This window comes from Saccharopolyspora sp. NPDC000359 (assembly GCF_040300525.1).
Taxonomy (GTDB): Bacteria; Actinomycetota; Actinomycetes; order Mycobacteriales; family Pseudonocardiaceae; genus Saccharopolyspora.
Map to the genome: position 1 here is coordinate 32392 of NZ_JBEPDU010000017.1, position 19690 is coordinate 52081.

The window sequence follows — 19690 nt, forward strand, 5'->3', positions numbered from 1 at the left end:
ATCGGCGCCGCTGGCGTGGCCGCGGGGACCGCTCAGATCCTGTTGCCCTCGGGCGAGAGGGCGTACCAGTAGCCTCCGGCGGAGAGCACCCCGTGGCCGTTGGCCTGGCCCGGGACGTCGTCGCCGATGTAGTAGTACAGCGGGTGTCCGTTGTAGACGACCTGGGTCGCGCCGTCCGGGCGCCGGGTCGTGGTGAGCAGCTCGGGCTTGACGTCCGGGCCAGCCTGCGGTGGGGCCGTGGCGGTCAGCGGGGGCCAGTCCCGGGCGCAGCCGTCGAGGCAGGTGGGCTTGGACTCCCCGTCCTCGTCGAACAGGTACACCGCGCGGCCGTCCGGGCCGGTGAGCACCGGGCCCAGGCCGGGTACCTGCTCGGTGCGGACCACGACCGCCCCTCCGGTGACCGGGGGCGCGGTGTCCGGCGGCGGGGGTGTGCCGACTCCGCGGCCGGCTGGTTCCTCACCGCCGGGCACGCACGCGGCTGCCACGACCAGGGCGCTGCCGACCAGTCCGATGCTTCGCGGCGCTACCGCGCGATCTCGGATGAAGCGGGGCATCGGGCCTCCCTGCGACCGGGGCGGTGCCGTCGACGGTGACGCGGCCCGGCCGCGCTCGCCAGCAAGCCGCGCTCAACCGACCGAGCTGCCGCGTGGTCGCGGAGCTCCGCCGTGCCACTGCACAACAGCCCCGAGGATGCCTCCGCACCTGGGCCCAGAGAAGGGCCATTGGTCCTCGGATGAGCGGAGGGGCGCCCCTCCGGCTGGATCAGGTTCTCGCAGGTGTCGTCGAAGACCGCAGTGGTCCCTTCGCCCATCTCGACCGGCTCCTGGGCGAAGCGGACGCCACGAGTACGGGGAAGTCGCAGCCTCGGGGCCCGCGGCGGTCCACAGAGGAACCGCCACGGGGACCGGATCAGTCGTGGGGGCGCAGCGTCCAGGTGATCGACATCTCGCCGGTGACCGCGCCGTCGGCGCGCTGGATGCTGACCCGGACCGGGAACTCGGGGCGCTCGCCGGCATCCAGCTCAGCCACCACGTCGGCGATCGGGCGACCGAGCACCGCGGTGGCGGTCACCTCGCCCATGGCCAGCTTCCGGAAGTCGATCTCGGAGCGGACGGCCAGCGGCACCGCGCGGTGCAGCTGGTCGCCGAACGCCGCGATCACGATGGCACCGCTGGCCGACTCGGCGAGGGTGAACATCGCACCGGCGTGCGGGCCGCCCACGTGGTTGTGGAACTCCGCCTGGTCGGGCAGCCGGAGCACGGCCCGCTCCGGTGTGGTCTCGACGTACTCCAGGTTCAGCGTGCGCACCATCGGCACCGCCTGGGACAGCATGGCGCCGACGTCGTGGGGGTCCGCAGCAGCGGTCTCGGTCGTCATGGGCACCGATGCTACTCATCGGTAACTTGTGCCGCCAGCTCCGGCCCGCTCAGCGCGCCAACCGGCGCACCGCGGCACTGCCGCCGATCAGCAGCACCAGCGCGGCCAGTGCCCAGCGCCGCTTCTCCTCGGTGGTGTGCCCGGAGACCTCCACCTCGGGTTCCGCCGTGGGCACGGCGTAGTTGCCCGGAGGCGGCGGGCCGAGAGGTGGGGGTTCCGCCGTCGGGCTGGGCTCCGGTGGCGGAGCGGGTTCCGGGGTGGGGCTGGGTTCCGGAGTCGGGGTGGGCACCGGGACCGAGGTGCTCGGCGGCGGGACCGGCTGCCTGCTCGGCGGCGAAGTAAACGGGGGCGGTGCCGTCACCGAGGGCGGCGGTGGGGCCGCCACCAGGCAGCCCGCCGCGTCCGAGCTCGACATCGGGAGCACCGTGGCCAGCCACCTCACCGACCCGCCCCGACCGATCCGGTGCACCACGCCCGACTCGTTGGCCGTGACGTGGAGCGCGCGGTCGGGAGCGATCACCACCGACCCGTAGCTGAGCGGCGGCAGCCCCGGCACGCCGGTCACCTCCGCCACCCGGCCGTCGTGGCCCAGCCGGACCAGGGCCGCTCCCCCGGACCTGGTGGCGGAGATGCCGTAGAGCTGGCCGTCGACCGGGTCCACGTCGAAGTCGTCGAGCGACACCGGCCAGCCCAGCCCCTCGATGCGCACCGTCGAGAGCACCGCCAGGTACGTCCGGCTCCCGGGCTCGACGTCCACCACGTGCAGGTAGCCGTCCTCCGCGAGGTACCAGCGGTTCCCGGACACCGCCCCGGCCGACGGCGCGCGCAGCGCACCGGCCCGGACGGGCCCCAGGTCGCGGATGCTCCCGTCAGGCGTCACCACCACCGCGTGCCCGCCGTCCGGGAACGGTCCCGAGGGACCGCGCGAGGCCATCCCGTACACCAAGTGCTGAGCCGCCGAGTACCCAAGCGCGTTCAGCCGGTAACCCGGGGCGCCCAACCTGGTGCTGTCCGCGGCGGGGAAGTCCACCCGGTGCAGAGTGGACAGACCACCGCGGTTGCGGACCTGGAGCACCGAGCACCCCGGGGCCTCCGCCGCACTGGCCACCCAGGTGACCGACGCCAGCAGCACCAGGGCCGCCGCCGCTGCCGCTGCACCCCGCCTCAACTTCGGCCGAGCCGTTCGAGCGCCCAGCTGAAGGCCTCCGGACCGATCCGCGAGCCGCCGCTGAACGGGTTCTGCAGCTGGAAGATCGCGAACAGCAGCAGCGCCAGCGCACCGGCCAATGTGGACACCAGCACGATGTGCGGGAACAACCTGGTGCCACCGAAGAGGTTCGGCAGCAGCACGCAGACGACGCTGCCCACGATCAGCACGAACCACACCACCGCGACCACGCCGCGGTCGAACGCCCGGGTCAGGCGTTCGTGCCGCTCCTCGTAGACCTGGCCGAGCTGGGTGGTCGCCTCGGTCTTGCGGTCCTCCTCGAACTCGCCGTCGGCCGGGGCGTTCAGCACCACCTCGCGGATCTGGTCCAGCTGGGCCCACCCCGGCCCGGGCACCTCGCCGCCGCGCTGCATGACCGGCCACTCCTGCTCCACGACCGTGCGCAGGTAGCTGGCACCGAGGTCGCGGACCTGGGCACCGGACTGCTCGGGCAGCGCGTCCACCGCCCAGGCCACCGAGACCAGGCTCTGCGCTTCCCGGTAAGCCCCTTCCCGGGCGTCGGTCACGGTGTCGAACAGGGTGACCAGGACGAAGGCGAGCACCACCGCCTGGAGGCCGCTGACGATGGTGAACACCTGACCCGCCGCGTCGTTGTTGCTCGGCCTCCCCTCGTCCTGCCCGAGCCTGCGCACCAGGTAGCCGACCAGGGCCGCGGCCACCGACGCGCTCAGGACCCAGACCAGGCCCTGCAGGTAGGTGCTCATTCCGCGCTCCGGAGCGCTTCACCGCGCACCACCACCGGCTCGGGCACCAGCAGCTCGCCGACCTGGCAGCCCAGCGCGCTGCAGATGATGTCCAGGTCGGACAGCTTCAGGCTGGCCGGGGTCTTGGACCACAGCCCGGACATCTTCCCGGCCGAGACCACCAGGCCGTGCTCGCCGAGCAGCCGTTGCAGCTCGGCGGCCTTCCAGATTCCGCGCTGGGCCGCGACCAACCGCAGGTTCCACTTCACGACGACATCGCCTCCCACTCGATCCGCCCGGACCGGATGGCGCTTGCGCACACGCTCGCCCGCCTCCTGATGCACGAGAACGGGCGCTGCGGCCCGCTCGACACGATTTCAGAATTTTCGAGGGAAACACCGCGAAGAACGCGGTTCCTCCGCGGCCGAACAGTACTCCGAATTGGACGGAGCACAGATAGTCCGATTCGTGGAATCTGCGGGCGCGGAGCAGTTCGCCCACTTGGAGCAATATCCTCGGGGAATATTCCAAGATCACTGGAACGGCCTAGCGCAAGCAGGTGCACCGCCGCCGAATTGTCGGACACCATTGCCCGGGACGATTACTCAGGGTTCAGCGCGAGCCGTGGTCCAGGTGAGCCAGAACACGTCGACTACCACGAACTTTACCGATATGAGCAGCACTTTCGGGTGACTGTACGGCCGAGATCGACAGTGCTAACGTCGCCGTCGGCAGCGAGGAAGACGGCAACCCGGCAACGGGCGAGCCATTTCATTCGAACCATTCCGCATTCCAGCGAAAACAATCCTCAGCGCAATTCAGCTGCCCGAACTCAGCGATCGAGATGATTGGTGGTATTGGCGTGACTGGGACCGAACCGCTCAACCACGGCGAGACCGGAGCCTCGCAGTTGAGCCTGAGCACGGCGGCGGCCCGAAACCTGGCGACCACGACCAAGTCCGTCCCGCAGATGCAGGGCATCACCTCGCGCTGGCTGCTGAAGATGCTGCCCTGGGTGCAGGCCGCGGGCGGGGTGTACCGGGTCAACCGGCGCCTGAGCTACACCCTCGGCGACGGGCGCGTCACCTTCACCAACACCGGCGCGGAGGTGCGGGTGATCCCGCAGGAGCTGCGCGAGATCCCGCTGCTGCGCGGGCTCGACGACGACGCCGTGCTCGGGGCGCTGGCCGACCGGTTCGTGCAGCAGGAGTTCGAGCCCGGCCAGGTGATCGCCACCGCTGGCCAGCCCGCCGAGCAGGTCGTGCTCATCGCCCACGGCAAGGTCAACCAGATCGGCACCGGCGAGTACGGCGACCAGACCGTGCTCGGCGTGCTGGCCGACGGCGAGTTCTTCGGCACGCAGGTGCTCGGCGGGGACTCGGCCACCTGGAGCTCCACCTACCAGGCGGTCACCCCCTGCACCGTGCTCACCCTGCGGAGCCAGGCCTTCCAGGAGATGAACGGCCACTCCGAGGTGCTGCGCGAGCACGTCCAGCGAGCCCTGTCCCAGCCGAGGCGCCGCCACAACCCGCACGGCGAGGCCGACATCGAGATCGCCTCCGGTCACGCGGGCGAACCGCAGCTGTCCGGGACCTACGTGGACTACGAGCTCGAACCCCGCGAGTACGAGCTCAGCGTGGCCCAGACCGTGCTGCGCGTGCACAGCCGGGTCGCCGACCTCTACAACCAGCCGATGAACCAGACCGAGCAACAACTCCGCCTCACCATCGAAGCGCTGCGCGAGCGCCAGGAGCACGAGCTGGTCAACAACCGCGACTTCGGGCTGCTGCACAACGCCGACCTCCGCCAGCGCATCCACACCCGCACCGGCCCACCCACCCCCGACGACTTCGACGACCTGCTGACGCTGGTGTGGAAGGAACCCAGCTTCTTCCTGGCCCACCCGCGCACCATCGCCGCGTTCGGGCAGGAGTGCAGCAAGCGCGGAATCTACCCGCACAGCACCGACCTGCACGGCCACCAGGTGCCGTCCTGGCGCGGGGTGCCGATCCTGCCGTGCAACAAGCTGCGCGTCAGCGACACCCGCACCAGCTCGGTGCTGCTGGTGCGCGCCGGTGAGGAGAACCAGGGCGTGGTCGGGCTGCACCAGACCGGCATCCCCGACGAATACCGGCCCGGGCTGTCCGTGCGGTTCATGGGGATCAACGACCAGGCCGTCATCTCCTACCTCGTCAGCGCCTACTACTCGGCGGCCGTGCTGGTGCCCGACGCGATCGGTGTGCTCGAGCACGTCGAGCTCGGCCGCGCGTGAGCGACGTCGAACCACCTCTAGGAGCAGTGGACACCGTGACCAGGACCGAACCGGGCGAGGCGTCGCCGCTGAGCCTGAGCACCGCGGCAGCGCGCAAGCTGTCGACGACGACCAAGACCGTCCCGCAGATGCAGGGCACCACCTCGCGGTGGCTGGTGCGGATGCTGCCGTGGGTCGACGTCGGGGCCGGCACCTACCGGGTCAACCGGCGGCTGACCTACGCGGTCGGCGACGGCCGGATCACCTTCACCAACACCGGCGCGGACGTGCGCGTGATCCCCCAGGAACTGCGCGAGCTCCCGCTGCTGCGCGGGTTCGACGACGACACCGCGCTGGGCGCGCTGGCCGACCGGTTCATCCAGCAGGAGTTCGAGCCCGGCCAGGTCCTCGCCCGGGCCGGGCAACCCGCCGAGCAGGTCGTGCTGATCGCCCACGGCAAGGTCACCAAGCTCGGCACCGCCGAGTACGGCGAGGAGGCCGCGCTGACCGTGCTGGCCGACGGCGAGTTCTTCGGCGCCGACGTGCTCGCCGAGGAGGGAACCTGGCAGCACACCTACAAGGCAGTCACGCCGTGCACCGCGCTCGTCCTGACCCGGCGGGCGCTGCAGGCGGTCAACCTCCGGTTCGACCAGCTGCGGGCGCACATCGCGGCCACCCGCGGGCGACCGGTCCCGAAGCAGAACAAGCACGGCGAAGCCGAGATCGCGCTGGCCTCCGGGCACTCCGGTGAGCCGACGCTGCCCGCGACCTACGTGGACTACGAGCTCGAACCCCGCGAGTACGAGCTCAGCGTGGCCCAGACCGTGCTGCGGGTGCACAGCCGGGTCGCCGACCTCTACAACCAGCCGATGAACCAGACCGAGCAACAACTCCGCCTCACCATCGAAGCGCTGCGGGAGCGCCAGGAGCACGAGCTGGTCAACAACCGCGACTTCGGGCTGCTGCACAACGCCGACCTCCGGCAGCGCATCCACACCCGCACCGGCCCACCCACCCCCGACGACCTGGACGAGCTGCTCTCCCGGCGGCGCGGGTCGCGGTTCTTCCTGGCCCACCCGCGCACCATCGCCGCGTTCGGCCGGGAGTGCACCCGGCGCGGGATCTACCCGCAGACCACCGAGGTGCAGGGCCGCCAGGTGCAGGCTTGGCGGGGCGTGCCGATCCTGCCCAGCGACAAGATCCCGATCAGCGAGCGCGGCACCAGCTCGATCCTGTGCCTGCGCACCGGTGAGGAGGACAGCGGGGTGGTCGGCCTGCAGCAGACCGGCATCCCCGACGAGCAGCAGCCCGGGGTCTCCGCGCGGTTCATGGGGATCGACGACCGAGCGGTGATCTCCTACCTGGTCAGCACCTACTTCTCGGCGGCGGTGCTGGTCCCGGACGCGCTCGGCGTCCTCGAGCACGTCGAGACCAACCGCTGATCCAGCGGTTCCGCGCGGGGCGCGCAGCGGCGCGAGCACCGCTGCGCGCTCCGCACCCGCCGCAGGGTTCCCGCCACCGCGTCGAAAGGGAAGTCCGATGACCACCATGCAGCAGGAGGCCCGCCGGGCGGGCGCTGCTTACGAGGCCCTGACCCGCAGCCGCACCATGGTCGAGCCCGCGCTGCGGGCCGCGGTCGACCGGTTGCCCACCCGGATGCAGCAGGTCGCCGGGTACCACTTCGGGTGGTGGGACGAGCACGGCAACCCGGTGCGCGCCGACCGCGGCAAGGCCCTGCGCCCGGCGCTGGTGCTGCTCACCGCCAGCGCGGTCGGCGGCGACCCGGCGGTGGCGGTCCCGGCCGCGGTCGCCGTGGAGCTGGTGCACAACTTCTCGCTGCTGCACGATGACGTGATGGACGGCGACGTCACCCGGCGGCACCGGCCCACGGCGTGGACGGTGTTCGGCAGCGGCCCGGCGATCCTGGCCGGGGACGCGCTGCTGTCGCTGGCCTCCGACGTGCTCGCGGCGTGCCCCCACCCCGAGTCGGCCAACGCCGTGCGGACGTTGAGCACCACCGTGCTGAACCTGATCAACGGGCAGGTCGCCGACCTGGCCTTCGAGGACCGCCGCAGCGTGGACCTGACCGAGTGCCAGCGGATGGCCCGCGACAAGACCGGTGCGCTGCTGGGCTGCGCGTGCACGCTCGGGGCGATGTTCGGCGGCGGCGGGACCGAGCAGGTCGCCCGGCTGCGCAGCTTCGGTGAACGGCTCGGGCTGGCGTTCCAGCACGTCGACGACCTGCTGGGGATCTGGGGTGATCCGGCCATCACCGGCAAGCCGGTGTTCTCCGACCTGCGCACCCGCAAGAAGACCCTGCCGGTGGTCTTCGCGTTGACCTCCGGCACGCCCGCCGGGCAGCGGTTGGCCGCCGTCTACCTCCACGACCAGCCGTTGTCCGGCAGCGACCTGGCCCAGTCCGCCGAGCTGATCGCGCTGGCCGGTGGGCGGAGCTGGAGCCAGCACCAGAGCGACGAGCTGCTGAGCTCGGCGCTGGCCGACCTCCGCCGCGCCGACCTGGAGACCCGCCCGGCCGAGCAGCTCACCGCACTGGCCCACCTGATGACCCACCGCGACCACTGACCGGTCGGTGACCGCCGCCCCGGGTGGCGGTCACCGACGGCGGTTGCCGAACAGGCCCCGGGTGATCTCGCGGCCGAGGGCGCTGGCCGCGGAGCGGAAGAACGACCGGACCGCCGGGCTGTCCATCGCCTGCTGGAAGACGCCCGGCTTGTCCGCCGCGGGCTCGTCCCGCCCGCTCGGCGCGGCCTGGGCTGGTTCCTCCGGTGCGGGCGCGACCTTGTTCGCCAGGCGTTCGTAGGCCGATTCGCGGTCGATGGTCTCCTGGTACCGCTCCCACAGCGGTGATCCGGCCGCGTGGGAGCGCACCGCCTCCTCCTCGATCGTCCCCATCAACGACCGCGGGGCCCGCAACCGGGTCCAGGCCACCGGGGTCGGCGCGCCGGTCTCGGAGAGCACCGTCACCACCGCCTCGCCGATGCCCAGCGAGGTCAGCGCCTGGTCCAGCTGGTAGTGCTCGGTGGTCGGGTAGGTCTTGACGGTGCGGCTCAGCGCCTTCTGGTCCTCCGGGGTGAACGCGCGGATCGCGTGCTGGACGCGGGCGCCCAGCTGCGAGAGCACCGCGTTGGGCAGGTCGGTGGGCAGCTGCGTGCAGAAGAAGACGCCGACGGCCTTGGAGCGGATCAGCTTCACCGTCTGCTCGATGCGCTCCAGGAACGCCTTGGACGCCTCGGCGAACAGCAGGTGTGCCTCGTCGAAGAAGAACACCAGCTTCGGGCGGTCGAGGTCACCGGCCTCGGGCAGCTCCTCGAACAGCTCGGCGAGCAGCCACATCAGGAAGGTGGAGAACAGCACCGGGTCGGACTGCACGTCGTCCAGCTCCAGCAGGTTCACCACGCCCTTGCCGTCGACCTGCCGGAGCAGGTCGGCGACCGCAAGCTCGGGTTCGCCGAAGAACTCCGCGCCACCGCGGGCCTCCAGGTTGGACAGCGCGCGCAGGATGACGCCCGCGGTGGCCACCGAGACCCCACCGATGCCCTTCAGCTCCGCCTTGCCCTCGTCGCTGGTCAGGTACTGGATGACCGCGCGCAGGTCCTTGAGGTCCAGCAGCGCCAGGCCGCGCTCGTCGGCCCAGTGGAAGATCAGGCCCAGCGTCGACTCCTGCGTGGCGTTCAGCCCCAGCACCTTGGCCAGCAGCAGCGGGCCGAAGCCGGTCACGGTCGCGCGGATCGGCACCCCGCGGCCGCGGGTGCCCAGCGACCAGAACTGCACCGGGTAGTCGGTGGCCCGCCAGTCGTCGCCGACCTCGGCCGAGCGCTCGGTCACCTTGGCCCCGCCCTCCCCGGCCTGCGCCAGCCCGGACAGGTCCCCCTTGACGTCGGCGAGCAGCACCGGCACCCCGGCGTCGGAGAGCTGCTCGGCCAGCAGCTGCAGCGTCTTGGTCTTGCCGGTGCCGGTCGCCCCGGCCACCAGGCCGTGCCGGTTGAGGGTGGCCAGCGGGACGCGCACGGCCGCCCCGGCGTCGACCGCGCCGTCCACCACCACCGCCCCGAGCTCGACGGCAGCGCCTCCGGTCGCGTAGCCCGAAGCGATCTGCCGCGCCGCGTTGTCCGCCATCACGTCCTCCCGCCCGCCGGTCCGTCCGGTTTCGAACATAGGTCCGCGCCTGGCCGCGGCCCCGGTGAGCCACCCGGACGAGCGATGCGCCGGCGAGTCCGGAGGCCGCCTACCGCTCCGCACAGCGGCCGTCAACCGGCGCCGCGAGCCGGGATCCTCCCTTGACAGCGCGGGCTGTTCCACGCCTAGAGTGCAGTGGTCGGATGATCAGACCTCGCCCCCTTCGGTCCACTGTGGAGCACCAGGAGGAGTCCGTTGGACGACGTTCGCACGGCCATCGTCACGGGCGCGGGGTCCGGCATCGGCCACGCCACCGCCGTCGCGCTGGCCACCGAGGGGTACCGGGTCGTGGCCGTCGACCTCGCCGGGACCGAGCGGACCGCGGAAGCCGTCGCCGCGGCGGGTTCGGAAGCGCTGCCAGTCGTGCTGGACGTGCGCGACGCCGAGGCGTTCGAAGCGGCCGTGGACCGCGCCGAGCAGCACTTCGGTGGCACCCCGCGGCTGCTGGCCAACATCGCCGGTATCGGGGTCGCCGCAACCGTGACCGGGACCAGCCGGGAGGACTGGGACGCCGTGCTCGGGGTGAACCTGACCGCGCTGTTCGAGACCTGCCGGATCGTGCTGCCCCGGATGGTGGCGGCCGGGGGCGGCAGCATCGTCAACGTCTCCTCGGTGGCCGGGGTGGTCGGCGTGCGCAACCGGGCCGCCTACTGCGCGTCCAAGGCCGGGGTCCTCGGGCTCACCCGCTCCATCGCCGTCGACTACGCCGACCGCGGCATCCGGGCGAACGCGATCTGCCCCGGCACGGTGGCCAGCGAGTGGATCGGCAAGATCCTGGCCGACGCCCCGGACCCCGACGCCGCCCGCGAGGCCATGGAGCAGCGGCAGCTGGACGGCCGGATGGGCACCCCCGAGGAGGTCGCCGCGGGCATCGTCTTCCTGGCCGAGGCGCGCTTCGCCAACGGCAGCGCCTTCGTCCTGGACGGGGGCATGACCGCCATCTGAGAACTCGGCTCGCCCGGCGGCCGGGTCCTCAGCTCGCCGGGACCGTGGAAGGAGCAAGCCCGTGAGCGAGTCCGAACTCGACCGGCTGCGGCAGCGGATCAGCGCGGAGGACGCCCTGGTGGTGGCGTTCTCCGGGGGCGTGGACTCGGCCCTGCTGGCGGCAGTGGCGCACCAGGTGCTGGGGCCGCGGGCGCTGGCCGCCACCGCCGTGTCGCCCAGCCTGGCCGCCGTGGAACGGCGGCAGGCCAAGGAGTTCGCCCACACCCGCGGCATCCCGCACGTCGAGGTCTGCACCGACGAAGCGGAGCGGCCCGAGTACGCGGCCAACGACGGGAACCGCTGCTACCACTGCAAATCAGCGCTGTTCGACGCGATCGAGCCACTGGCCACCGCGTTGGGCGGCCGCATCGCGCTGGGCACCAACCTCGACGACCTGGGCGACCACCGCCCGGGTCAGCTGGCTGCCGCGCAGCGCGGCGCCATCGCTCCGATGGTGGACGCCGGGCTGACCAAGCAGGCTGTGCGCCGGGTGAGCCGGGAGCTCGGGCTCGTCACCGCGGACAAGCCCGCCGCCGCGTGCCTGGCCTCGCGCGTAGCCTACGGCGATCCGGTGACCCCGGAGGTGCTCGGGCGCATCGAGCGCGCTGAATCCGCCGTGCACGCACTGGGCTTCGAGGTGTGCCGGGTGCGCGCGCACGGGCAGGGCACCGTTGCGCGGCTGGAGGTCCCGGAGGACGACATCGCTCGCGCGACCGAGCAGCGCACCGAGCTGGACCGGGTCGTGCGCGAGGCGGGGTTCCAGTTCTGCGCCGTCGACCTGGGCGGGTTCCGCAGCGGGCGGATGAACGCCCTGCTGCCGCTGCTGCCAGTGCGGAGCGCGTCGTGACCGGGTTCGCCGATCTCGGCTACGCGCGGGTGGACGTCGACCGGGAAGCCCGGCAGGGGCTGCCGGAGGTGGTCTACGCACCCGGCAAGCAGCCCGCCGAGATCACCGGCATCGTCACCGAGCTGCTCGCCAGCGGCACCGGTCCGGTGCTGGTCACCCGGCTGGACCCCGGCACCGCCGGGCAGGTCGAGGTTCCCGGTGGCAGCTACCACGAGACCGCCCGGCTGATGGTGTGGCGACCGGCTCCGCCGCGCCCGTTCCGGGTGTGCGTCGCGACCGCGGGCACCGCGGACTGGCCGGTCGCCGCCGAAGCCGAGGCGGTGTGCGGCGCGATCGGGTTGACCACCCACGTCGTGCGCGATGTCGGGGTGGCCGGTCTGCACCGGCTGCTGGCGGTCCGCGAGGAGCTGGCGCGGGCCGACGCGGTGATCGTGGTGGCCGGGATGGAGGGGGCGCTGGCCAGCGCCGTCGGTGGTCTGGTGGCGTGCCCGGTCGTCGCGGTGCCCACGTCCACCGGCTACGGCGCGGCGCTGGACGGGGTGACCGCACTGCTGGCCATGCTGACCTCGTGCGCGGCCGGGTTGACCGTGGTCAACATCGACTCCGGGTTCGGGGCGGCGATGGCCGCGCACCGGCTGGCCCACACCGCGGTGGGGCGCCGGTGATCCTCTGGCTCAACCCGGTCACGGGTGCTTCCGGGGACATGCTGCTGGGCGCGCTGCTCGGGCTCGGGGCGCCGCTGGAGGCGGTGCGGGCGGCCGTCGAGTCGACCGGGCTGGCGGGCTGGCGGTTGCGCGCCGAGCAGGTGCAGGTCGACGGCATCGCGGCGACCCGGGCGGTGGTGGAGGTCGAGGACACCAGCACCGAGCGGCACGCCTCGGAACTGCTCGCGCGGGTGCGACAGGCCCGCCCCGAGCCCGTCGCCGAGCTGGCCGCGGCGGCGGTGCGCGCGATCGCCGAGGTGGAAGGCGCGTTGCACGGACGGCACCCCGACGAGGTGCACCTGCACGAGATCGGCGGTCTGGACACCGTCGTCGACACCGTGGGCGTGGCCGCCGCACTGCACGCTCTGGGCGTCACAGCAGTGAATTCCGCTCCCTTGGCGCTGGGCAGCGGCACGGTCCGGTGCGCCCACGGCATCCTCCCCGCCCCCGCGCCGGCGACCATGCAGCTGCTCCGCGGCGCAGCGGTCGTCGGCACCGACCTGCCCGGCGAGACGGTGACCCCGACCGGCGCCGCGCTGCTCCAGGCCGCCGGGACCAGGTTCGTCCCGCCTCCCGCGATGACCGTGCGGGAAACCGCCTACGGGGCCGGGACCAAGCGCTTCGCCCAGCGCCCCAACGTGCTCCCGGCGACGCTCGGCACGCCGCTGACCGCCGAGCCCGTCGAACCGATGGTCATCGTGGCGTGCAATGTGGACGATGTCACCGGCGAACTGCTGGGCCACGTCATCGGTCGCGCGCTGCGGGCTGGTGCGGCCGACGCGTGGACCACCCCGTCGACGACGAAGAAGTCCCGCCCCGCCCACGTGCTGCACGTCCTGTGCCACCCGGACCGGGAACCCGAGCTGACCGAGCTGGTCCTGGCCGAGACCGGCAGCCTCGGCGTCCGCAGCCACCCGGTCTACCGCCGGGCCCTCCCCCGCCGCACCACGGCGGTCACCGTGGACGGCCACCGGATCCGGCTGAAGCACGGACCCTGGCACACCAAACCGGAGCACGACGACGTCGCGGCGGCCGCGGACGCCCTCGGCCTGTCGCTCAGGACCGTCGCCGCTCGCGCCCTGGCCGCAGGAGAGCAGCAGGCGTGAACCGCGCGCCTGTGCCACACTCCCCGGACCATGGACTGGGAACGAGCGCTCGCGTGGGTCGCCGGGTACGAGCGGGCGTGGCGGACGCCGGGTGTCGAGGTCCTCGCGGAGCTGTTCACCCCGGACGCCACCTACCAGCAGGCCCCCTACCTGGCACCGGTCGTCGGCCTGCCGGCCATCGAGCGGATGTGGCAGGCCGAGCGCACCGGCCCCGACGAGCAGTTCCAGATGTCCAGCAGCCCGGTCGCGCTCGAAGGTGACACCGCGGTCGTCCGGGTGGAGGTCCACTACGGCGGCCCGGGAGGGCAGGAGTACCGCGACCTGTGGGTCATCGGCTTCGCCCCGGACGGCAGGTGCCGGGCCTTCGAGGAGTGGCCCTTCTGGCCCGGCAAGGGCGCCACGCCGAGCTGACGCGATCGGCCTAGCCCAGGAACTTGTCCAGCGTGATCGGCAGGTCGCGGACCCGGACTCCGGTGGCGTGGTGCGCGGCGTTGGCGATCGCCGCCGCCGTGCCCACGATGCCCAGCTCGCCGATCCCCTTGGTGCCCATCGGGTTCACGTACGGGTCGTGCTCGTCGATCCAGTCCACCTCGATCTCGCCGACGTCGGCGTTGGTCGCGATGTGGTACTCCGCGAGGTCGTGGTTGACCACGTGGCCGTAGCGGGGGTCGACCGCGCTGTGCTCGTGCAGCGCCATGGACAGGCCCATGGTCATCCCGCCGAGCAGCTGGGACCGCGCCGTCTTGGCGTTGACGATCCGGCCCGCCGCGAAGATGCCCAGCATCCGCGGCACCCGCACCTCGCCGGTGTCGGCGTGCACCCGGACCTCGGCGAACTGCGCGCCGAAGCTGTGCATCGCCAGCTGCCCGGCGTACGGGTTGTCCGGGATGGCCCCGGTGACCTCGACGCCCTCGTCGGGGACCGGTTCCCCGCGCGGCAGCTGCGCGCGCAGGCGGCGGGCCGCGTCCACGATCGCCGAGCCCCAGCAGCCGATCCCGGTGGAGCCACCGGCACCGGAGGCGTAGGGCAGGTCGGTGTCACCAATGCTGAGCTGGACGCGGGAGAGGTCCACCTCCAGCGCGTCCGCCGCGATCTGGGTCAACGCCGTCCACGTGCCGGTACCGATGTCGGCCGCGCCGATCAGCACCCGGTAGCGGCCGTCCGGCCGGGCCTGGATGGTGGCGCGCGACCCGGGCATGGACAGCACCGGGTACGTCGAGGCGGCCACGCCGGTGCCCACCAGCCAGCGGCCGTCCCGACCGGAGCGCGGGGCCGGGTCGCGCTGCGCCCAGCCGAAGCGCTGCGCGCCCTCGCGCAGGCAGGCGACCAGGTTGCGGCTGGAGAACGCGCGGCCGGTGTCCGGGTCGGTGTCCGGTTCGTTGCGGATGCGGAACTCCACCGGGTCCAGCCCGCAGGCGATGGCCATCTCGTCCACCGCCACCTCCAGGCCGAACATGCCGGGGCACTCGCCGGGGGCCCGCATCCACGACGGCACCGGCACGTCCAGCTCGGCGACCCGGTGCGTGGTGCGGCGGTTCGGCGCGGCGTACATGGTGCGGGAGGGCACCGCGGTCTGCTCCACGAACTCCTTGATCCGCGAGGTCTGCGACACCGCGTCGTGGCTGATCGCGGTCAGCTGCCCGTTGGCGTCGCTGCCCAGCCGGATGCGCTGGAGGGTGCCGGTGCGGTAGCCGACGACGGTGAACATCTGCTGCCTGGTCAGCACGAGCTTCACCGGGCGCGGCTCGACGTGCTGGGCGGCCATCGCGGCCAGCACCACGTGCGCGTGCGGCAGCCCCTTCGACCCGAAACCGCCGCCCACGTGCGGGGACACCACGTGGATGCGCTGCTGGTCCAGGCCGAAGACCGCGGCGATGGCATCCCGCACCCAGTGCACGCCCTGCGTGGAGTCGTAGAGGGTGAGGTCGCCGCCGGACCAGCTCGCGATGGTCGCGTGCGGTTCCATCGGGTTGTTGTGCTCCTGCGGCGTGGTGTAGGTCTCGTCGAGCACCACCGCGGCGCTGGCCAGCGCGGCGTCCACGTCGCCTTCTGCGGTGTCGGTGCGGGCCCCGCCGTTGACCAGCTCCGGTTTGACCAGGTCCGGCCGGGCCGGGTGCAGGTCGACGTCGTGCGGCTGCTGCTCGTAGTCGACGTGCACCACCCGCGCCGCCCGCCGCGCTGCCTCGGCGCTCTCGGCCAGCACCGCCCCGATGAGCTGGCCGCGGAAGGCGACCTCCGGGGACTGCAGGACGGCCAGCTCGGCGTCCTGGTTGGCGGCCAGCTCGGGGGCGTTGTCGTGGGTGAGCACCCCGACCACCCCGGGTTCGGCCATCGCCTCGGTGGTGTCGATGCGGGTGATGCGGCCCCGGGCGATCTCGGCTTGCAGCGGGAACGCGTGCACCGGCCGGTCGACCGGGTGCTCGGCCGCGTACAGCGCCGCGCCGCGGACCTTCTCCACGCCTTCGATGCGATCCACCGGGGCACCGATGATGCTGGTCGTCGTGGTCATCGCGGCACCCCCGCCAACTCGGAGAGCACGCTGACGACCATGTTGCGCGCCAGCGCGACCTTGAACTCGTTGCCGGGCAGCGGACGCGCCCCGGCCAGTTCAGCGTCGGCGGCGCTGCGGAACGCCTCCACCGACGCGTCGCTGCCGCGCAGCGCGGCTTCGGCGGCGCTGGCCCGCCACGGCTTGTGCGCGACGCCGCCCAGCGCCAGGCGCACGTCGCGCACCACACCGTCGGCGACGTCGACGGCAGCGGCCACCGACACCAGAGCGAAGGCGAAGGACGCGCGGTCGCGCGCCTTGCGGTACCGGGAGCGGGTCGCGAAGTCCAGCAGCGGGACGTCGACCGAGGTGATCAGCTCGCCGTGCTCCAGGACGGTGTCCCGCTGCGGGTCGTCGCCGGGCAACCGGTGCAGGTCCACCAGCGGGATGGACCGCGGCCCGCTCGGGCCCTCGGTGTTCACCACGGCATCGAGCGCCGCCAGCGCCACTGCCATGTCGGACGGGTGCGTGGCGATGCACGCCTCGGAAGCACCGAGGATGGCGTGCTCTCGTTGGAAGCCCTCGCGCGCCGAGCAACCAGTGCCCGGTTCACGCTTGTTGCACGGCGTGCTGACGTCCTGGAAGTACGAACACCTGGTGCGCTGCAACAGGTTCCCGCCGGTCGTGGCCAGGTTGCGCAGCTGCCCGGAGGCACCGGCCAGGACGGCCTGCGACAGCACCGGGAACCGCTGGCGGACCACCTCGTCGGCGGCCAGCGCGCTGTTGGTGACCGCCGCCCCGATCCGGACGCGGTCCGGGTGCAGCTCGACCTGGTCGGAGGTCAGCCCCCGCACGTCGACCAGCAGGTCCGGCACCGCGACCTCCAGCTTCATCAGGTCGACCAGGTTGGTGCCACCCGCCAGGTAGGCCGCCTCGGGATCGGCGGTCAGCGTGCTCACCGCGCTGCTGACGTCCGGGACGTGCTGGTAGCGGAACGGTCTCATCGCTGCACGACCTCCACGATGGCCGGGACCATGTTGGCGTAGGCGCCGCAGCGGCACAGGTTCCCGCTCATCCGCTCGCGCACCTCCTCGGCCAGGTCCGCCCCGTCGGAGGTGACCACGCTGGGCTCTCCGTCGTGCAACTCGCGCACCACGCCCACCGCCGACACCACCTGACCCGGTGTGCAGTAACCGCACTGGAACGCGTCGTGCTCGATGAACGCGCGCTGCACCGGGTGCAGGTCACCGTCGGCCAGGCCATCGGCGGTGCGCAGGTCCGCTCCGTCGAAGGCCACCGCCAGCATCAGGCAGCTGTTGACCCGGCGGTCGTCGAGCAGCAGCGTGCACGCGCCGCACTGGCCGTGGTCGCAGCCCTTCTTCGGGCTGGTGATGCCGAGCCGTTCCCGCAGCGCGTCGAGCAGCGTGGTGCGGGTGTCGACGGTGAGCCGGTGTTCGACGCCGTCCACGACGAGGGTGATCTCGGTGTCCAATGCCCCTCCCCTCAAGTCCTGTCCACCGGGTGTACCCGCGTCGCGGGAGCGGCACTCACGGGTTCTCGTCGGGGCGCTCCTCGGCCAGCCGCTCGTCGAGGGACTCGCCTTCGCGCTCGTCGCGCGGTGTCGGGCGCCGCTCTGTCTCCACCGTCCAGCTGTCCGGCGGTTGCACCCCGCGCTCGATCGGTTCGCCCCCGAGCTCCTCCTCGTCCAGGCGCTCCATGCCCTGCAGGGTCTCGGGTTCCTCCGGTTGTTCGGACAACGCGCTCACCTCCGTTCCGCGGTGGTCAGGTCGGCCCACGGGTCGCTCTTCTGCGCCAACCGGCGGGCCATGTTCGCCAGGCCGTAGGACTGCGGGCGCGCGCGGCCGAGCTCGCCGAGGTCCAGCGGCGTCGCGGCCGGGGCGCCCGGGCGGGCCCGCAGCGAGTACGGCGCGATCATGGTCTGGCCGTAGGCGTTGCGGTTGGTGTCCAGGAAGATCCGGTCGCCGCGCTTGTCCTTGCGCTGCTCGACCGTCAGCCGCTCCGGGTCGTCGCGCGCCGCCCGGTCGACGAGCTCGCGCAGGTCGGCCCGGACCTCGTCGAACCCGCGGTCCCCGGGCAGCGGGGCGGCGACGTGGAAGCCCCGGCCGCCGGTGGCCTGCACGTGCGGGTCCCACCCGGCGTCGCGGAACTGCTCGCACATCCGGCGGGTCACCTCGCGCAGCTCGGCCAACCCGGTGCCGTCCGGCGGGTCCAGGTCGAGCACCACCAGCACCGGCCGTTCCAGGTCGTCCACCGTGGACAGTCCGAGGTGGAACTCCAGGCAGGCCTGACCGGCCAGGTAGAGCAGCGTCGCGGCGTCGTCGACGACCGCGTGGTGCACCACCCCGCGCTCCCCGCGCTGCGGTACCGACTCCACCCGGACCCAGTCCGGGAAGTGGTCCGACGCCTCCTTCTGGAAGAAGCCGCCCGCCCCGATGCCGTCCGGGAAGCGCCGCAGCGTCAGCGGTCTGCCCCGGGTGTGCGGGACCATCACCTCGGCGACCGCGCGGTAGTAGTCGAGCACGTCCTGCTTGCGGTACCCGTCGTCCGGGTAGAGCACCTTGTCCGGGTTGGACACCTCGAAGCGGTGCCCCCGGACCTCCAGCTGCGCGCCCACGCCGATCACCGCAGCTCGTCGTTGGTCCGGCCGGAGAGCACCGATTCCGGTTGCGTGCTCACCGGGTTGCGCCGCCGGTCGGCCCCCTCGTCGTCGACCTTGACCAGCAGCCACTGCTCGCGCCCGCGGATCTTGGTCCGGGTCAGAGCGAAGTCGCCGCGCAGCTTCTCGCCGTGCAGCCGCACCTTCACGTGCCCGGCCGCGAGCCCGTCGGACATCGTGACCGGTTCGCCGTCGCGCTCGGTGTCGTTGCGGTAGGTGCCGGTGTCCCAGACCACCACCGTGCCCGCGCCGTAGCCCTCCGGGATCTCGCCTTCGAAGTCGGCGTAGTCCAGCGGGTGGTCCTCGGTCGGGGTGGCCAGCCGCTTCTCCCGCGGGTCCAGCGACGGCCCCTTCGGCACCGCCCACGACTTGAGCACGCCGTCGACTTCGAGCCGGAAGTCGTGGTGCAGGCTGGAGGCGTCGTGCCGCTGCACCACGAACCTCGGCCGGTCCCCGGGGGCACCGCCGCGGGGTTCCCCGGAGCGCTCCAGGTCGCGCTTGCGCCGGTAGGTCGAGAGCTCGTTCTCAGCCATGCCCCGGGCCTACCCGGAGTGGTCGTCGGCTAACCGGGAGCGATCAAGCCGCATTCGAAAACCGCCTGCTGACACATCAAGTTGAGACGATCGGGTGAAACCTGGAACCAACTGGCGGCGCATTTGTTCCTATGGGGCGAGAAGGGCGATGTCGCAGCCAGGGAGATCATCCATGCAGCAGCACGTGCACGCCGAACTGATCGGCGGCCCGGAGGACGGCCGGTCGTTCATCATCCCCGCGCCGGAGGCGGACTTACCCCTCGGTCAGTTCACCTTCCCGTCCCCGCGCGATGGCGAGTCCCCGTGCGCGCGCTACGACCGGCACGACCGCCGCGCCGACGGCGTGTGGCGCTACCAGTACGCGGGAGAACTGGCCATCCCGTGACCGCCGCGGTCACCGGCGAGGCCGGAGGGGCCGCAGCGCTCCTAGGCCAGGGGCATCGTCGACCGCGACCACGCGCACAACGCGACCCCTCCCACCCGAGTGGCTCCCCACCGACCACATCCGGGCCCCGTGGTTTCCGCAGTTTCAATTGAAACTGCGATCCCTCAGCGCGTCGGTTCCGGACGCACCGGAGTGCGTGGAGGTCGTCTGATCTGTGGCATGGCCCTCTG

Annotated in this window: 21 protein-coding genes and 1 pseudogene; 9 read left to right on the plus strand and 13 right to left on the minus strand. The window is 72.5% G+C overall.

The window, feature by feature from the left end; all coding sequences use genetic code 11:
* Nucleotides 1-32: 32 nt before the first annotated feature.
* The 6 genes and pseudogenes from ABT324_RS13490 to ABT324_RS13515 form a co-directional block, all read right to left on the minus strand.
* Nucleotides 33-554 carry a COG4315 family predicted lipoprotein gene (locus ABT324_RS13490; RefSeq protein WP_351175903.1) on the minus strand — a complete coding sequence of 174 codons (522 nt, stop codon included), beginning with the start codon at nt 552-554 and terminating at the stop codon, nt 33-35.
* A gap of 203 nt (nt 555-757) precedes the next feature.
* A pseudogene (locus tag ABT324_RS13495) lies at nt 758-841 on the minus strand (VOC family protein); the annotation flags it as partial.
* Nucleotides 842-909: 68 nt separating this feature from the next.
* Complete coding sequence (locus ABT324_RS13500) at nt 910-1377, minus strand: DUF4442 domain-containing protein (RefSeq protein WP_351175905.1); 468 nt, start codon at nt 1375-1377, stop codon at nt 910-912.
* A gap of 49 nt (nt 1378-1426) precedes the next feature.
* On the minus strand, nt 1427-2545 hold the full coding sequence (locus ABT324_RS13505) for a hypothetical protein (protein ID WP_351175907.1): 1119 nt from the start codon (nt 2543-2545) through the stop codon (nt 1427-1429).
* Complete coding sequence (locus ABT324_RS13510; RefSeq protein ID WP_351175909.1) at nt 2542-3309, minus strand: bestrophin-like domain; 768 nt, start codon at nt 3307-3309, stop codon at nt 2542-2544. Before ABT324_RS13510 ends, ABT324_RS13505 begins: the two co-directional genes overlap by 4 nt.
* Nucleotides 3306-3557, minus strand: coding sequence for a helix-turn-helix domain-containing protein (locus tag ABT324_RS13515; protein ID WP_351175911.1), 252 nt, complete (start codon nt 3555-3557; stop codon nt 3306-3308). The genes ABT324_RS13510 and ABT324_RS13515 overlap by 4 nt, the downstream gene beginning before the upstream one ends.
* A 593-nt stretch (nt 3558-4150) precedes the next feature.
* On the opposite strand from ABT324_RS13515, the gene ABT324_RS13520 reads away from it, so the two are divergent.
* The 3 genes from ABT324_RS13520 to ABT324_RS13530 all read left to right on the plus strand — a co-directional run bounded on the left by ABT324_RS13520 (nt 4151) and on the right by ABT324_RS13530 (nt 8122).
* Nucleotides 4151-5560 (plus strand): family 2B encapsulin nanocompartment shell protein, encoded by a 1410-nt coding sequence (locus ABT324_RS13520; RefSeq protein ID WP_351175913.1) that lies wholly within the window; start codon nt 4151-4153, stop codon nt 5558-5560.
* 35 nt (nt 5561-5595) lie between these two features.
* Nucleotides 5596-6981 (plus strand): family 2B encapsulin nanocompartment shell protein, encoded by a 1386-nt coding sequence (locus ABT324_RS13525; protein WP_351175916.1) that lies wholly within the window; start codon nt 5596-5598, stop codon nt 6979-6981.
* A 97-nt stretch (nt 6982-7078) separates the two neighbouring features.
* Nucleotides 7079-8122, plus strand: a complete 1044-nt coding sequence (locus ABT324_RS13530) for a family 2 encapsulin nanocompartment cargo protein polyprenyl transferase (RefSeq protein ID WP_351175918.1) — start codon at nt 7079-7081, stop codon at nt 8120-8122.
* Between the two features lie 30 nt (nt 8123-8152).
* Here the strand turns inward: ABT324_RS13530 and ABT324_RS13535 are convergent, their stop codons facing one another.
* The gene (locus ABT324_RS13535; protein ID WP_502949737.1) at nt 8153-9715 is read right to left on the minus strand and encodes a helicase HerA-like domain-containing protein; all 1563 of its coding nucleotides are present in this window, start codon (nt 9713-9715) and stop codon (nt 8153-8155) included.
* Between the two features lie 216 nt (nt 9716-9931).
* Here ABT324_RS13535 and ABT324_RS13540 point away from each other — a divergent pair, with 216 nt between their 5' ends.
* From ABT324_RS13540 to ABT324_RS13560, 5 genes are all read left to right on the plus strand, one after another.
* Nucleotides 9932-10681, plus strand: a complete 750-nt coding sequence (locus ABT324_RS13540; protein WP_351175920.1) for an SDR family NAD(P)-dependent oxidoreductase — start codon at nt 9932-9934, stop codon at nt 10679-10681.
* Nucleotides 10682-10742: 61 nt separating this feature from the next.
* On the plus strand, nt 10743-11567 hold the full coding sequence (gene larE, locus ABT324_RS13545) for an ATP-dependent sacrificial sulfur transferase LarE (RefSeq protein WP_351175922.1): 825 nt from the start codon (nt 10743-10745) through the stop codon (nt 11565-11567).
* Nucleotides 11564-12232 (plus strand): nickel pincer cofactor biosynthesis protein LarB, encoded by a 669-nt coding sequence (gene larB, locus ABT324_RS13550; protein WP_351175924.1) that lies wholly within the window; start codon nt 11564-11566, stop codon nt 12230-12232. Before larE ends, larB begins: the two co-directional genes overlap by 4 nt.
* Complete coding sequence (gene larC / locus ABT324_RS13555) at nt 12229-13377, plus strand: nickel pincer cofactor biosynthesis protein LarC (RefSeq protein WP_351175926.1); 1149 nt, start codon at nt 12229-12231, stop codon at nt 13375-13377. The genes larB and larC overlap by 4 nt, the downstream gene beginning before the upstream one ends.
* A gap of 30 nt (nt 13378-13407) precedes the next feature.
* On the plus strand, nt 13408-13788 hold the full coding sequence (locus ABT324_RS13560; protein ID WP_351175928.1) for a nuclear transport factor 2 family protein: 381 nt from the start codon (nt 13408-13410) through the stop codon (nt 13786-13788).
* 10 nt (nt 13789-13798) lie between these two features.
* Here the strand turns inward: ABT324_RS13560 and ABT324_RS13565 are convergent, their stop codons facing one another.
* The 6 genes from ABT324_RS13565 to ABT324_RS13590 are packed head-to-tail and all read right to left on the minus strand — an operon-like array spanning nt 13799 to nt 19075.
* On the minus strand, nt 13799-15886 hold the full coding sequence (locus ABT324_RS13565; protein ID WP_351175930.1) for a xanthine dehydrogenase family protein molybdopterin-binding subunit: 2088 nt from the start codon (nt 15884-15886) through the stop codon (nt 13799-13801).
* A complete protein-coding gene (locus ABT324_RS13570) occupies nt 15883-16869 on the minus strand; it encodes an FAD binding domain-containing protein (protein WP_351175932.1) in 987 nt (328 codons plus the stop codon). Before ABT324_RS13570 ends, ABT324_RS13565 begins: the two co-directional genes overlap by 4 nt.
* The gene (locus ABT324_RS13575) at nt 16866-17357 is read right to left on the minus strand and encodes a (2Fe-2S)-binding protein (RefSeq protein WP_351175934.1); all 492 of its coding nucleotides are present in this window, start codon (nt 17355-17357) and stop codon (nt 16866-16868) included. Before ABT324_RS13575 ends, ABT324_RS13570 begins: the two co-directional genes overlap by 4 nt.
* Before the next feature lie 55 nt (nt 17358-17412).
* Entirely contained in the window at nt 17413-17622 is a 210-nt protein-coding gene (locus ABT324_RS13580; RefSeq protein WP_351175936.1) for a hypothetical protein, read from the minus strand.
* Between the two features lie 5 nt (nt 17623-17627).
* Nucleotides 17628-18509, minus strand: a complete 882-nt coding sequence (gene ligD, locus ABT324_RS13585; RefSeq protein WP_351175938.1) for a non-homologous end-joining DNA ligase — start codon at nt 18507-18509, stop codon at nt 17628-17630.
* Nucleotides 18506-19075: a DNA polymerase ligase N-terminal domain-containing protein gene (locus tag ABT324_RS13590; protein WP_351175940.1), complete on the minus strand. Its 570-nt coding sequence runs from the start codon at nt 19073-19075 to the stop codon at nt 18506-18508. Before ABT324_RS13590 ends, ligD begins: the two co-directional genes overlap by 4 nt.
* Nucleotides 19076-19247: 172 nt before the next feature.
* On the opposite strand from ABT324_RS13590, the gene ABT324_RS13595 reads away from it, so the two are divergent.
* Nucleotides 19248-19460, plus strand: coding sequence for a DUF8847 domain-containing protein (locus ABT324_RS13595; protein ID WP_351175942.1), 213 nt, complete (start codon nt 19248-19250; stop codon nt 19458-19460).
* Nucleotides 19461-19690 lie beyond the last annotated feature (230 nt).